Here is a 13,116-nt window from a genome sequence, read left to right on the forward strand (position 1 = left end):
TAGAGGGATCATAACGGAGTTTTTTGAACTGAACATGAACTGGCGGTTACAAAATTAGACAATCGCCCTAAAGCGGCCTGATCGGGAGCCGGATTGTGAACAAAGTTTGAACGCCCGGCTCGCTTTGCGCCTCGATCGTGCCGCCGTGCATGTCGATGATCGCCTTGACGATCGACAGGCCGAGCCCGTTTCCCTTGACCGCGTAATCCCGCGACTTGTCCGCCTTGTAGAAGGGCGTGAAAATATGCTGCAGCTCGTCCTGCGCGATCCCGGGCCCGTTGTCGCGGACGGTCGCGATCGCCGCGCCGCCCTCTTGGCGCAGCCCGATCGCGATTTCCCCTTGCGGATTCGCGAACTTGATGCTGTTGCTAATCAAATTATGCCACACCTGCTCGAGTCTATCCGCGTCGCCATGGACCGTCACGTCGTCCAGATCGAGCTCCGGCTCGATCCCTTTCGCCCGCCACTGCGGTTCGCTCGCGATGATGCTGCGGCGGATCTGCTCGTCCAGCCGGAAGCTGACCGGATGCTGGAGCTGCGGCTCCTGCTGCAGCACCGACAGGCGAAGCAAGTTCGCGCTCAGGCGGGACAGCCGCTGGCTTTCCTCCTCGATGATGGTGAGGTAATGCTTCCTTCCCTCTTCCGTCATCGTCTTCGTCCGCAGCGCCTTGGAGAAGCCGGTGATCGACGTCAAGGGCGACTGGATTTCATGTGCCACGTTGTTGACGAAATCAGTCCGCAGCTTGTCCAGCATGCGCAGCGAGTTCGCCATGTCATTGAAGCTGTCCGTCAGCAGTCCCAGCTCGTCCTTGCGCTTCGTATGGAGCACGATGCCGAAATCGCCCTTCGCCATCCGCTTCGTCGCGTCCGTCAGCCGCTGCAGCGGCTTGACGATGTAGCGGGCGGCAAGCAGGATGAGCAGGCTGCCGACAAGCAGCACGCTGCCGAGCACCGTCAGCGTGAATTTGCGGAACATGTCCGTCAATTTGTTCAGCTCCGGCGTAATGTACAGCGCATACGGCTTGCCGTTCATCTGGAACGGCAGGCCGATCAGCAGCGACGACGTATTGTGATGCTGGCGCACGAACGTCACGAGGCCCCGGTAGATGCCGCCCCGAATGACCTGGTTCAGCTGGGACGGCAGAATCGGCGTATCCTCGCCGCTTCCGCTGTCGCCGTAAGCGAGCGTCGCCCCGCGTTCGTCGACGATTTTGACGCGCAGGCCCGGATCGTCGACCGCGTTCGCGAGCACCGTCGCCAGGCTTTCCGGCGGGGCATCCATCAGCTCGCGGATGATTTTCTTGCCGTGCGCGATCATCTGGTCTTCCGCCAGCGACTGCACGTTGCTGCTGTACATATGGATCGCCAGCACGAAAGCGGTGATCAGGCTGATGATGACCGCGGCGATGAAGATGAACACGGTCCGGACGTACAGCGACCTAATCATTCACGGTCTCCAGCCGGTAGCCGAGTCCGCGAAGCGTCACGATTTTGAATTTATCTTCATAAGCTGCAAAGCGTTCACGTAATCTTTTGATATGAACGTCGACCGTCCGCTCGTCGCCCTCATATTCAAACCCCCAGATCTGCTCGATCAGCGCCGCGCGCGTGAACAGCTGCCCGGGATGGCCCGCCAGCTTGTACATAAGCTCGAACTCCTTCAGCGGAATCGTCGCCGCTTCGTCGGTATCCTTATAGATGACCTGATAACCTAGCCGGTCAAGCACGATGCCGCCGATCGTCACCATCTGCGATGCGGAAATCCGGTACCGTTTCAACAGCGCTTTGACGCGCACGACCAGCTCCATCGGGTCGAACGGCTTCGTCATGTAATCGTCCGTTCCAAGCTGGAATCCTTTGATTTTCTCTTCCGACTCGCCTTTCGCCGTAATCATCAGAATCGGCATGTCGCCGGACGCCCGGATTCGTCTGCACAGCTCCCAGCCGTCCATCCGCGGCATCATGATATCCATGATGACCATGTCGACCGGATTATCGTTCATGTACGACCATGCCGCTTCGCCGTTCGCGAACTCCGCGACATCGAAACCTTCGTCGCGCAAATACAATTGCACGAGCTCGCGGATATGCGCATCGTCGTCAACGACTGCGATTTTTGCCATTGTTGTCAGCTCCTCGCGTTCATGTATGACTTTGGCCCTTGCATCCAGTAAGGACAATATCTTATTATTACTAAATTGCGATAAGAGATACTAGTCTTAGAGATTCGTTAGGAAAGGGGGAAGGCTGTCTTGAAACGATTTATTCCTTTGCTAGGCATGCTGATTTTTCCGGTCATGGGCTGGCTCTATGCGTTCACCAACAACCCGGACCATCATTCGAACCGGCGGATTTACAGCTTGATGACCGACATCGACCGGGCGATTCCGCTCGTTAAACTATTCGTGCTGCCTTATTCGATCTGGATTTTCTACATTTACGCATGCCTGATCTATTTCTTCCTGAAGGACCCGGCGGTCTACCGCAGAACGCTCATCACGTACGTCGTCTGCGCGCTTGTCTGCTACGGCATCTACCTGGTCTTCCAGACGACGGTTCCGCGCCCGGAATTGACGGGAGACGATCCTATCACGCACTTGCTCATGTTCGTCTATCACCGCGACCAGCCGTTCAACTGTTTCCCGAGCATCCATTGCTTCAGCAGCTTCATGGTGATGAAGGCTCTGTACACGAGCAAATTCCGCAACCGGTTGAATCAAACGCTCATTTACGGCATGTCCACGATTATTATCTTCTCGACGTTCTTTGTTAAACAACATGCGATTATGGACGCCGTCTGCGGCATCCTGCTCGCGGACATCGTCTACCGCGCGCTGCTGCGCATCGATCGCTCGTTCTCGCATCGCAAGACGAAGCCTGTCATGCGGCAAGCCAACATGTAGTTGTTCCCGCCGGCAGCTTCATCGATCATCCGCGCACATGCAAAAACCGTTATTCCCCGATGAAGCCATCCATGGGAATAACGGTTTTTGCCGTTTCGCGCCATCTATCGGACGCATACGAATCGTCCATCCTGGCATGCGAGCATGCGATTATGCCTTGCAGCTTCCGGCAACCGGCATGACGAATGATTAAATCGCCGGCATGACGTTGCCGCCGCATACCGGAATGTAGGCGCCCGTTATGAATCCGGCCAAGTCCGACGCCAGGAACGCGACGGTATTGGCAATGTCCTGGTCCGTTCCGCGGCGCTTCAGCGGCACGCGGCTGTCGTAGCCTTCGCTCTTCTCCGTGCCGTTCGCGCGGTCGCGGTCGGAAATCGTCCATCCCGGCGCCACCTGGTTCACCGTGATCTGGTGCGGACCGACTTCCTTCGCCAAGACGCGGTACACGCCGTCCATGCCGCGTTTGCCCGCCACGTACGCGGACTGGGATTCGAAATGCTGCATCGAGCATTCCGTATTGATGCCGATCATCCGGCCCGCGCCCTGTTCGATCATTGCGGGCACGAAGGCTTTGGCCAGATGGACGCTTTGCAGCACGCAGGATTCGAACTGGCTGCGGTAATCCTCTTCGGGCTGCTCCAGGACGGACGTCCATTGGTACTGAATGACGGCGTTGGCGACGACGATATGGACATGGCCGAGCTTGGCCGCGATTTGATCGCGCATCGCCATGATGGAATCGAGCTTCGTAATATCGGCTTGCACGGCGATGGCGCGACGGCCTCCGGCTGCGATCTCCGCCGCCAGCTCCTCCGCCTTCGCTTGGTTCGTATTATAGTGCACGGCCACGTCCGCACCGCAAGCGGCCAGCGTTCGTGCCATGACGCGTCCCAGTTCTCCCGTCGCTCCGGTTACGAGCGCCGTTCTGCCTTGCAGATTCAATCCGATCATGCTGTTTACGCCTCCTCGTCTTCCTCGTTGTCCGGCAGCGTGTCCGCCGCGGCGTCGATCAAACGATCGAACAGATCGTCGTCCGTCTCGATCGCGGCCTCGACTTCGTTGATCTGCTCCTCGGAACCGGGCTCCTTCGCGAAACGCAGGCTGTAATCCCACGTCGTGCCGCGCAGGCTGTTCAGCTGCAGCGTGATTTCGTACGGGTGCTTGTGACCCTCGGCTTCAAACTGCACCGCGCCCCGGTAACCGTTCTCCTTGTCATGCGTCATATGCGCATGAATAATCGTTATGTTCATCGTTCAAACCCTCCACTGAATGCAAGCTGGCAATAGGGCAATTATACCATACAATCGGGCCGAGCCAAGTGCGCGCGGGTTACCGTATCAAACGGCCGGGCCTCCCTGGCGGAACCGGACGGCTCGAACAGCTCGGCCGCCATATCCCACGGCGTCTCCGCAGCGCCAGTTAGTCGATTCGCCGCTCCTGCATGCGGCGATGCCGTGCTGCTTGTTGGACAGCTTCCCGAATACGACACTGCAGCGTCGGCATGCTCTTAATCCCTACCAATTGATTGTATACATATTGTGTATGATTTCGAAATAGAGATAACGGCAATATAGCATCAAACTGACAGCAATTAAGCGGTTATGCAATCGGCTACCGTACGGATTTTACTAGAACCAGATAAAATCCAATCTGGTTTGCCTTGAATATGCTGCTGCTGTTACTGCTGCCGTATAAGACTAACCGCTCATTTCCCCGGAAATAATCTCCTTGCGGCGTGCGTCTCCGGACCCCCAAATAACTTTAAGCTAATAGAATTGTATGATGCTCGGCCATGCTGTCGTTAAGCAAGATCTATATGCAGCGTGAAGGGGTTGACTTCGCCGTGCGCCGGTCAGCCGCTCGACTCCCCATTGGACGACATACACTCTGAAACCATCATACGGTATGAGCTTCATATCCTCAGCTCAGCTTCAATATATTGTATACATTACATATACACAATTGTTCCTCTTCGCATATCCAGCTAAGTATAAGCAACCGCTCGTCAAGCTCGTCATCGAAATTCATGGCTTGCATACGAACGGACAGCTGGTACAATTGTTTAAGAGCCTTCGGCACGGCCATGCCGGCTGCTGCCGGCACGCCGTCAATTCGTTCGGCATGCTGGACGCGTCCGAGCAGGTCATCCAAGCCTTGCCGCCGCAGCTCGTCAGCCTGCACATCGCAGATTCGACATTTTGCGTATCGACCATAGGAACGAACGCGCTTGGTTAGAGCGGCGCCTCGCGATTGCTCGCGATTTACGTTCCGTTCATTTTATAGAAGAGGATTTGAACTATGCCACCGGTCACATTGAAAGAGAAAGCCTATGAACAGCTGCGCGCCTATCTGCTGGAAGGCACGATCAACAGCAACGAGCAGCTGACGGAGAAATATTTGGTCGACCTGCTGCAGATGAGCCGGACGCCGATCCGGGCGGCGCTCGAGAAGCTGGCCGCCGAGGGGATGCTCAACCTGGCGCCGAACAAAGGGCTGAGCCTGCCCGAGCTGTCGCTGCGGCGCGTGGGCGATTTCTTCGATTTCCGCATCGCGATGGAAAGCCATATCGTGTTCAAGCTCGCGGCCCGCAAGCTGTTACCGGACGAGATCGCCTGGTTCCGCGGTAATCTGGAGCTGCAGCGCCAGACCGCCGAGCGGCATGATTACTTGGCGTTCACGCATGCCGATTCGGACTTTCACCGGCGGCTCGCGCTCGCGTACGACAATGCCGAAATCGCGCAAATGATGGAGAACCTGCAGGATCGCCTGTTTCAATTGGCGCTCAAGGTGCTTCGCAAGGATAACGGCCGCATTCAGCAGTCGTACCGGGATCATCTCGACATCTTCGAGCTGATTCTTGCCGGCGACGGCGAGGAAGCCAAGCGGCGCATGGTGGAGCATTTGGAGTATGGGGCGCGGATCCTGGTGCTGTAATTGCGGGCACAAGCAAGCGGCAGCCGCGGAACGTCGGAATGACGTCGACTGCCGTTTATATCCGGCGTGCCCGGACTGCTCCGTCTCCCTGCGGGCGGCTCATCCCTCCGACGGATACAGCGTCACCCACTCGAATTGCTCGTCGCCGCTCGACTTGATCAGCATTTTCAGCGATTTCAGCGATGCGGGGTCGGAGATAGCCCCCTTAGGCATCGTGAGAGCGGGACTATAAATATTTTGTTCGGGCGCGGTGACGTAGGTGACGCCTACGCTGCCGAAGACGGTGTCCCCCGACATCAGCGTGAACGACATTTCCCCCCTCGGACTGGGTCCATCGCCGATGTACTTCGTCAAGCACAACACTAGCCGCAGACTATCGCCGGACAAGGTGTACACGTAATATTCGGCCGCCCAATGCTCGTTGCGCCCCTTGAACTCCTCGACGATATTGATCTTCCGATCCCCGGCCGTAGCGAGAAAATCCGTTCTCGAGATGCCGGCGTACGGGCCGCTCGGGGCCGAGGTGGAGACCCGATCCGCCCGATCCGCCGACGACAGCAGCCATGCGGTCATTGCCAAGCAAGCCGCGGCAAATAGGACTGCCGCCGGCCACTTCGCCCATCGACGTTCCTTCCCCGGCTTCGCCGCCGCGATGATCGCCTGCACTTGCCCCTCCGAAGGCCTCGGATCCTTCCTGTAAGGCTCCTCCCCCAACCGTCCGTACCATTGCGGTTCATTCGGAATCAATCGCATCCGCCTCCTTCAGCCACTTGTCGATTTGCGTTCTGGCGCGGTGCAGCCTGGACTTGACCGTTCCTTGCGGCAGCCCGAGCACGTTCGCCGTCTCTTCCGGCTTCAATTGGTAATGGGCGTGCAGCAGGAGAACTTCGCGCTGCTTCGCGGGCAGGCGAAGGACAAGCGTCCAGATCCGGTCGGCGAATTCGCCTTCGAAATAGTCCGCTTCCGCAGAAGGCGACGAACGGCGATGACGTACCTGATCCAGCAGGACGATATGGCGGAAGAACGCCGAACGTCTGTGATTGATCGAGAGATGCTTCGCGATTCGCAGCAGCCATGTCTTCACCGTGCTCTCCCCCCGGAAAGCATGAAGCGAGCGGAACGCGCGAATGAACGTCTCCTGCGCGATGTCATCGGCCATATCGCGCTGCTTCGTCATGACATAGGCGAAATGCCACACATCCTTCCAATAGCGGCGAACAAGCTGTTCGATATCCTCGGCCCCGACTTGGGCAAGATGCTTCAGATACTCTTCCTCCAACCGATCCACCTCCACCTAAACAGACAACGAACCGCCCGGAAAGTTCCATTTTGATTGAAAAATAGGTTCCGCTAAGCGGAAGAGGCCGCTTCATTGCGGCCTCTTCCCAGCATGTAGAGAAACCCATGTTTGATGACACGGTATGGCTCGTAAAACCTGAACGGCTGACGTCTGGCAGTTCTGGCGGCCGCATCCCCGTTCCCCGGCATAGACAGCTCTAGCTGTCCGGCTCACATCGCTTCAGGAGAGATAGGCAGCAGCACGGTATGCGACAAGCATTGCATCCGGACAGGAGATCCGCTATTCGCCTGTTTTCATGGCTTTTGAAAGGCTCGCGGACAGAGGAATTTTATTTCGTCAAAAAGGCAGACTTTCGATGCTCTCTAGAGGCAATAACGAATCCTGTGTCCGTTCGCCAACCCAAACCTACCGATTGCAACCCAATAACGGATTCTGTGTCCGTCGCCCATGTAGATGATCTAGCCGGCACGGGCAATGTCGAAGATCCGAGTAAAGTTCACGACAGCCAGAGAAGAGACCGCTTCATTGCGGCCTCTTCCGTGACTCCCATGACGGATGCAACCTTTTCCGGCCGGGCAGCGTTTGTGTAAACGAGAAGAGCCGGTGAAGCAGCCGCTTCGACCATGCTGCCAAGGAGGAGTGCTACATGCGATACACCGCCCTGTTCGGGACATTTTTGCTGGCCGCCTTAACGTTTGGAACCGCTTGCAGCGACGAAGCGTCGAAGACGCTGCCGGCGCAAGGCAATCTCCACCCTGAGGCCGTCAGTTATAATGAGCCGCCGAATTCCTCGGCCTACGACCACGTCCTGGTTCAAATCGACGCGACGGACAATGCGGCCGCAGCCAGTTCGCGAACGATCGAAGACGCCGATACGGTCGCCGCCTTGATGAACGCGCTCTCGAAGATCGACTGGGAGAACGCCAAGGTATCGATGTCCCGCCCGCCCGATTTCAAGCTATCGACGCGCAATACCGACCCGCTCGCTTCCTTCGAGCCGCAGCTCTACGAAACGTGGATCTCGCCGCAGCGGGATCAGCTGGAATTCGTGCAGGGCTCGCAGGGACGCTACGGCCGCCTGTCCGCAGCGGACAGCGCGAAGCTGATCGCGATTCTCCTGGCGGATTAATGCGCTTCCGACTTTTTATTCTGCCTGCTTGGCTGTCTTCTTATCTCCCTCCTTATCTGACTTCTTATGTCTCCGCTGCCTTCGAATCCGTATCCGATACTGCGCCATTGCCCGTCCATGCCGACAAATCCGGTTCGCCCGCGGTGTTCCATAGAATCGCCCAAGCGGCCGGCTCGCCGAGCCGGCGCAGCGCTTCATGCCGGTGGTTGCCGTCCCGAATCGACAGCCGGCCTTCCGCGGCCTGCACGATGAGCGGCGGATAGCGCCACCCTTCCCGAAGCAGTGCCATCAGCTCGCCGATATGGACATCCCAGCTGTCCTCCGGCACGCGGTACTCCATCTCCGGCTCCGGTCCGCAGCAGCGCTCCAGCTCCTGCAGCGGCACCAGCACCGGGCCGGCCCAATTCCGTCTCTCTCGCTTCAGCCCCTCCGAGAAGGGGATGTTGTTCCCGGCCGTCATCAAGAATAGATGCACCCATTCTTCCAATACGCCTTCCTTGGCAAAAGCCTTCGCTTCCTCGACCGTAAACGTAAGCGGCAGCGTCATAGCTTCATCCCTCCAACAGCGCAAGATAGCGAACCTCGCGTCCTTCCCGGTTGACGGTCAGGAGCAATAGGCCTTGCATATCCGGCCTACATATTTCGGCGCCTGCCGGCAGCTTCAAGCCCTGCCGCGCTCGACGAAGGCGCCATCCGTATAGGTGTTCGGGATGCGTCCTGTCATTCCCTTCCCTGCAGCGTTCATTTTGCAAGGCTTATCCTCTGCTGGTACTGGCCGAAGCCGTCCGCCGAAATGACCACCCATGCGATCATGATTCGCGCATCATGCCAGAACGCAGCTCCTCGCGAATCCGTTCGATGCGCTCGTAGTTCAATTGATAGCTGGCCCTGTTGGCGATCAAGCGGCTGGAGACGCGGCAAACCCGCTTGACTGCGAACGAATCGCATGACCATCCCGCATCGACGGCTACGAAGATGCCGTCCGCCGCGCCGGTATGCAGCGCCAGCTCGATGCCGCCCTGCCATTTCATGATTTCTGCCTGCTGCCCCACGCCGCGGCAATAAGCCGAAGCCGTCTTCGGATATCGGGTAGCCACTTTGGGACGATCCGCTGTCTGCCGGCGCTTCATGATCATCGTCATGCAAGCCTCGCCGATATTCAAATCCAGCAGCTCGCACACGTTCCGGCCGGACTCCAGCAGCGCGTCCTTGCCGGCAATGCCGATGTCGGCCGCGCCGTACTCCACATAAGTCGGAATATCGATTGGCTTGGCGAGGATAAACCTGACGTCGGCTCCCTCTACGCGAATGATATAGTTCCGCGTGTCGTCGAAGTCTCCCGGCAGCGAGTATCCGGCCTTGCGGAACAACGCCGCCGCCGCAGGCTCCCCTTTCGGAAAAGCGATCGTGATCGCATCCTCCTTCATCCAGCTCTCTCCTTCCTTAAAATCCGCTTTTATTTTATCCAATTAGTATGGTAACGTACTAAAGTATTTAGATGCATGATACCACCTCTTGGGACGAATCGCAAAAGATTTTTCCGATTTATGCGGCTTATAGCCGCCTTGCAGGACAGGTGCCATCTCGGGCTTCATACCGCGGTCATATCCTATACAAGCAATGGAACGCAATTGAGAACGAGGATGCTGATGGAAGATGGCCTGCTGGATTAGAACCGCGATCATCGTCACCAACAACGGGACGATTCTGTTCGGGAACGCCGACATTCTCCCCGTCGTCGGAACGGATAATACGACGGACGAGGTAGAATCCAACCAACAAACCAATACGTCCGAAGGCGGAGCCGCCGCCGAAGGCGCCGCGGACACCGCATCCGCACGGCAGAGAGCGAAGCGCAAGCGGAGAGACGGCGGGAAGAAGCGATGAGAGGATTGCGGTCTTGGATTGAGGATTCAGTATTATTGAGGATTGAGAATTGAGGATTGAGGATAAAAGATTGCGGATTGAAGCATGAGGAAAGCTGGAGGCTCGAGCAGACACAGGTCGGCAAAGGATCGCGAGCGGTCCTGTCATGCCTGCTCTCTTCCGCGCATAACAAAATCCCCCTCTCGACAGCGGCGGCAGCGTGCGCTGCGGCTTCATCGGGAAGGGGAACGACAATCGGATTATTTCAACAGATCGTGATCGACGTAACGCGCGCCGTTCAGCTCGCTGATCACGTTGATGGCGACTTTCGCGCCGTCGCCAGCCGTAATGATCGTATGCACGCTCACGCCCGCGCACGTGCCGGCGGCCCAGATGCCTTCGACGTTCGTGCGGCCCTGCGCGTCGACGTCCAGAATCGATTTGATCCGCGGCTCCGTGCCCGGCTTCGTCTGCAGGCCGGATTTCTCCGCGAAATCGAGGAATACGCCGGATGCGATGATAACATGCTTGGCTTGGTACGAAGCGCCTGCTTCCGTTGCGATCGTGAAGCCGTCTTCCGACTTGACGATGTCGGTCACCTTCGCCTGCACATACTCGGCGCCGAACTTCTTGGCTTGCTGTATGCCGGTCTCGACGAGATTCGGGCCCGTAATTTCAGGCACGCCGTAATGATTCTCGAGCCAAGCTTTCTTCGTCATGCTCTGATCGCTGTCGATCAGCAGCGTTTGCTTGCCGGCTTTCGCCGCGAACAGTGCCGCGCTTCCGCCGGCGGGGCCAGCTCCGATAATCGCAATTTCTGACATGATGTTCCCTCCCGAATATGGAATTCCCAAATGCCGAACATGCCGCATGACCGTCGCTGCCAACCATTGACATGCCCTGCCATTTCTATCATAGCGTTTGAAAATCCGATATTCAACTTTTCATAGTTTCCGCCCAAGACCGATCGCGAATATTGTGGTACGATAGGATAGATATTACTGACAATCTATTATGGAGGCGCTTGCACATGGATCAAAATCAATCGACCGCCGGCTATTTCGGTGAATTCGGCGGCAGCTTCGTTCCACCGGAATTGCAGGAAGTGCTCAATTACTTAAGCGATCAGTTTCTTACATACAAGGACGACCCGGAATTCAACGAAGAATTCCATTATTACCTGCGCGAATACGTAGGCCGCGAGAATCCGCTGACCTTCGCCAAGCAATTGACCGAATCGTGGGGCGGCGCCAAAATCTACTTGAAGCGAGAGGACTTGAACCATACCGGCGCGCACAAAATCAACAACGTCATCGGCCAAATCCTGCTTGCCAAGCGGATGGGCGCGAAGCGGATCATCGCGGAAACCGGCGCCGGCCAGCATGGCGTCGCTACGGCAACGGCTTGCGCCATGTTCGACATGGAGTGCATCATCTACATGGGCGCCGAGGATACGCGCCGCCAAGCGCTGAACGTATTCCGGATGGAGCTGCTCGGCGCCAAAGTCGTGCCGGTGTCCAAAGGACAAGGCCGCCTGAAGGATGCCGTCGACGAAGCGCTGAACGACTTGGTCGAGAACTACAAGTCGACGTTCTACCTGCTCGGTTCCGCCGTCGGCCCGCACCCGTTCCCGACGATGGTCAAGCATTTCCAATCCGTCGTCAGCGAGGAATCCAAACGTCAAATCCTGGCGAAAGAAGGCCGTCTGCCGGATGCCGTGCTTGCCTGCGTAGGCGGCGGCAGCAACGCGATCGGCGCGTTCGCGCATTACCTGGACGAGCCTTCCGTTCGCTTGATCGGCGTCGAGCCGGATCAAGCGCCGACGCTTACCGAAGGCGTGCCAAGCATCATCCACGGCTTCAAATGCCTCGTGCTGCTTGACGAAGAGGGCAATCCGAAGAAAACGTACTCCATCGCCGCAGGCCTGGATTACCCGGGCATCGGACCGGAGCACAGCAACCTCAAAGTAACGGGCCGCGCCGAGTACGTAACCGTGACGAACGAGGAAGTGCTGGCGGCGTTCCAGGAGCTGTCCCGTACGGAAGGCATCATCCCCGCGCTCGAAAGCGCGCACGCGGTCGCTTACGCCAAGAAGCTCGCGCCGACGATGAGCAAGGACCAGATCATTATTATCAACCTGTCGGGACGCGGCGACAAAGACGTGGAGCAAGTGTTCCACATGCTGAACAAATAACGATTCCTATAACAATGCCCCGGGATGCGATGATCTTCGTCGCAGCCGGGGCATTGTTGCTTCGTATCAGGGTTAGCGCTTGTTAACGCGTCTCCTTGCTATCGGTCCTGCCGTTGCAGCAGCTCGCTGACCGTTACGAGCTCGTAGCCTTCCGCAGTCAGCTTGTCCAGCAGGATGCGAACCGCTTCCATCGTCTGCGACCGGTCGCCGCCGGCGCCGTCGTGGAACAGCAGGATCGCGCCGTCGCGAATATGGTCCCACGTATGCTCCAGGATGAAGTCCACGCCCGGCGTCTCCCAATCGCGCGTGTTCAAGTTAAGCGCGCCGATCGTGCCGTAGCCGAACCGGCCGGCAAGCGCGAGCGTGCCCTCGTTGCAGTCCAGGTACGGCGCGCGGAATACGGCCGGACGGCGGCCGATCGTCCGCTCGATCGCCTTGTCCGTCCGCTCCAGCTCCGCGAACGCTTCCGCCTCGGCGATCTGCGTCAGGTGCGGATGCGAATACGAATGATTGCCGATTTCATGGCCCTCGCCATGGATCTCCCGCACGAAGTCCGGCTCGGCTTCGATCTTCTCGCCGATCATGAAGAACGTCGCTTTGCCGGATACGGCGTTGAACATATCCGCCGTCTGTCGCGTGTACGTCTTGTCCGGGCCATCGTCGAACGTAATGGCAATGGCTTTGCTTGAAGTTGGAACGGAATGAATCGTCTCGGACATGCAGCTATCTCCTCCTAGGAATGTTTTCTTGCACTCGCGCTGCTTCGCCCGGCGTTGAGGGGGACACT

The 13,116-nt window shown here is 57.8% G+C and carries 15 protein-coding genes; 5 read left to right on the plus strand and 10 right to left on the minus strand.

Features of this window, described 5'->3' with window-relative positions; translation table 11 throughout:
- Positions 1–67: 67 nt before the first annotated feature.
- Positions 68–1,447, minus strand: a complete 1,380-nt coding sequence (locus GXP70_RS22130; protein WP_192043379.1) for a sensor histidine kinase — start codon at positions 1,445–1,447, stop codon at positions 68–70.
- Positions 1,440–2,123: a response regulator transcription factor gene (locus GXP70_RS22135; RefSeq protein ID WP_162358842.1), complete on the minus strand. Its 684-nt coding sequence runs from the start codon at positions 2,121–2,123 to the stop codon at positions 1,440–1,442. Before GXP70_RS22135 ends, GXP70_RS22130 begins: the two co-directional genes overlap by 8 nt.
- Positions 2,124–2,252: 129 nt before the next feature.
- Between GXP70_RS22135 and GXP70_RS22140 the strand changes: the two genes are divergently transcribed.
- On the plus strand, positions 2,253–2,903 hold the full coding sequence (locus GXP70_RS22140) for a phosphatase PAP2 family protein (protein ID WP_162358843.1): 651 nt from the start codon (positions 2,253–2,255) through the stop codon (positions 2,901–2,903).
- Between the two features lie 189 nt (positions 2,904–3,092).
- Here GXP70_RS22140 and GXP70_RS22145 read toward each other — a convergent pair whose 3' ends face one another.
- Positions 3,093–3,857 carry an SDR family NAD(P)-dependent oxidoreductase gene (locus GXP70_RS22145; protein WP_404822279.1) on the minus strand — a complete coding sequence of 255 codons (765 nt, stop codon included), beginning with the start codon at positions 3,855–3,857 and terminating at the stop codon, positions 3,093–3,095.
- 5 nt (positions 3,858–3,862) lie between these two features.
- Positions 3,863–4,156 carry a hypothetical protein gene (locus tag GXP70_RS22150; RefSeq protein ID WP_162358844.1) on the minus strand — a complete coding sequence of 98 codons (294 nt, stop codon included), beginning with the start codon at positions 4,154–4,156 and terminating at the stop codon, positions 3,863–3,865.
- Between the two features lie 1,048 nt (positions 4,157–5,204).
- Between GXP70_RS22150 and GXP70_RS22155 the strand changes: the two genes are divergently transcribed.
- Entirely contained in the window at positions 5,205–5,840 is a 636-nt protein-coding gene (locus GXP70_RS22155; protein WP_162358845.1) for a GntR family transcriptional regulator, read from the plus strand.
- Positions 5,841–5,939: 99 nt separating this feature from the next.
- Here the strand turns inward: GXP70_RS22155 and GXP70_RS22160 are convergent, their stop codons facing one another.
- Positions 5,940–6,587 (minus strand): hypothetical protein, encoded by a 648-nt coding sequence (locus tag GXP70_RS22160; protein WP_162358846.1) that lies wholly within the window; start codon positions 6,585–6,587, stop codon positions 5,940–5,942.
- Positions 6,574–7,119, minus strand: coding sequence for an RNA polymerase sigma factor (locus GXP70_RS22165; RefSeq protein WP_162358847.1), 546 nt, complete (start codon positions 7,117–7,119; stop codon positions 6,574–6,576). The genes GXP70_RS22160 and GXP70_RS22165 overlap by 14 nt, the downstream gene beginning before the upstream one ends.
- Before the next feature lie 667 nt (positions 7,120–7,786).
- Here GXP70_RS22165 and GXP70_RS22170 point away from each other — a divergent pair.
- Positions 7,787–8,269, plus strand: a complete 483-nt coding sequence (locus tag GXP70_RS22170) for a hypothetical protein (RefSeq protein WP_162358848.1) — start codon at positions 7,787–7,789, stop codon at positions 8,267–8,269.
- A 64-nt stretch (positions 8,270–8,333) separates the two neighbouring features.
- Here the strand turns inward: GXP70_RS22170 and GXP70_RS22175 are convergent, their stop codons facing one another.
- On the minus strand, positions 8,334–8,816 hold the full coding sequence (locus GXP70_RS22175; protein WP_162358849.1) for a ParB N-terminal domain-containing protein: 483 nt from the start codon (positions 8,814–8,816) through the stop codon (positions 8,334–8,336).
- Between the two features lie 262 nt (positions 8,817–9,078).
- Positions 9,079–9,696, minus strand: coding sequence for an ATP phosphoribosyltransferase (hisG, locus tag GXP70_RS22180; RefSeq protein ID WP_162358850.1), 618 nt, complete (start codon positions 9,694–9,696; stop codon positions 9,079–9,081).
- Between the two features lie 229 nt (positions 9,697–9,925).
- Between hisG and GXP70_RS22185 the strand changes: the two genes are divergently transcribed.
- The gene (locus tag GXP70_RS22185) at positions 9,926–10,156 is read left to right on the plus strand and encodes a hypothetical protein (protein WP_162358851.1); all 231 of its coding nucleotides are present in this window, start codon (positions 9,926–9,928) and stop codon (positions 10,154–10,156) included.
- 239 nt (positions 10,157–10,395) lie between these two features.
- Here GXP70_RS22185 and GXP70_RS22190 read toward each other — a convergent pair whose 3' ends face one another.
- Positions 10,396–10,959 (minus strand): NAD(P)/FAD-dependent oxidoreductase, encoded by a 564-nt coding sequence (locus GXP70_RS22190; RefSeq protein ID WP_162358852.1) that lies wholly within the window; start codon positions 10,957–10,959, stop codon positions 10,396–10,398.
- Positions 10,960–11,165: 206 nt separating this feature from the next.
- Here GXP70_RS22190 and trpB point away from each other — a divergent pair, with 206 nt between their 5' ends.
- Positions 11,166–12,329, plus strand: coding sequence for a tryptophan synthase subunit beta (gene trpB / locus GXP70_RS22195; protein ID WP_162358853.1), 1,164 nt, complete (start codon positions 11,166–11,168; stop codon positions 12,327–12,329).
- A 98-nt stretch (positions 12,330–12,427) separates the two neighbouring features.
- On the opposite strand, the gene GXP70_RS22200 is transcribed toward trpB, so the two are convergent.
- Positions 12,428–13,048, minus strand: coding sequence for a polysaccharide deacetylase family protein (locus tag GXP70_RS22200; protein WP_162358854.1), 621 nt, complete (start codon positions 13,046–13,048; stop codon positions 12,428–12,430).
- Positions 13,049–13,116 lie beyond the last annotated feature (68 nt).

The sequence above is a fragment of the Paenibacillus lycopersici genome, from assembly GCF_010119935.1.
Lineage (GTDB): Bacteria > Bacillota > Bacilli > Paenibacillales > Paenibacillaceae > Paenibacillus_Z > Paenibacillus_Z lycopersici.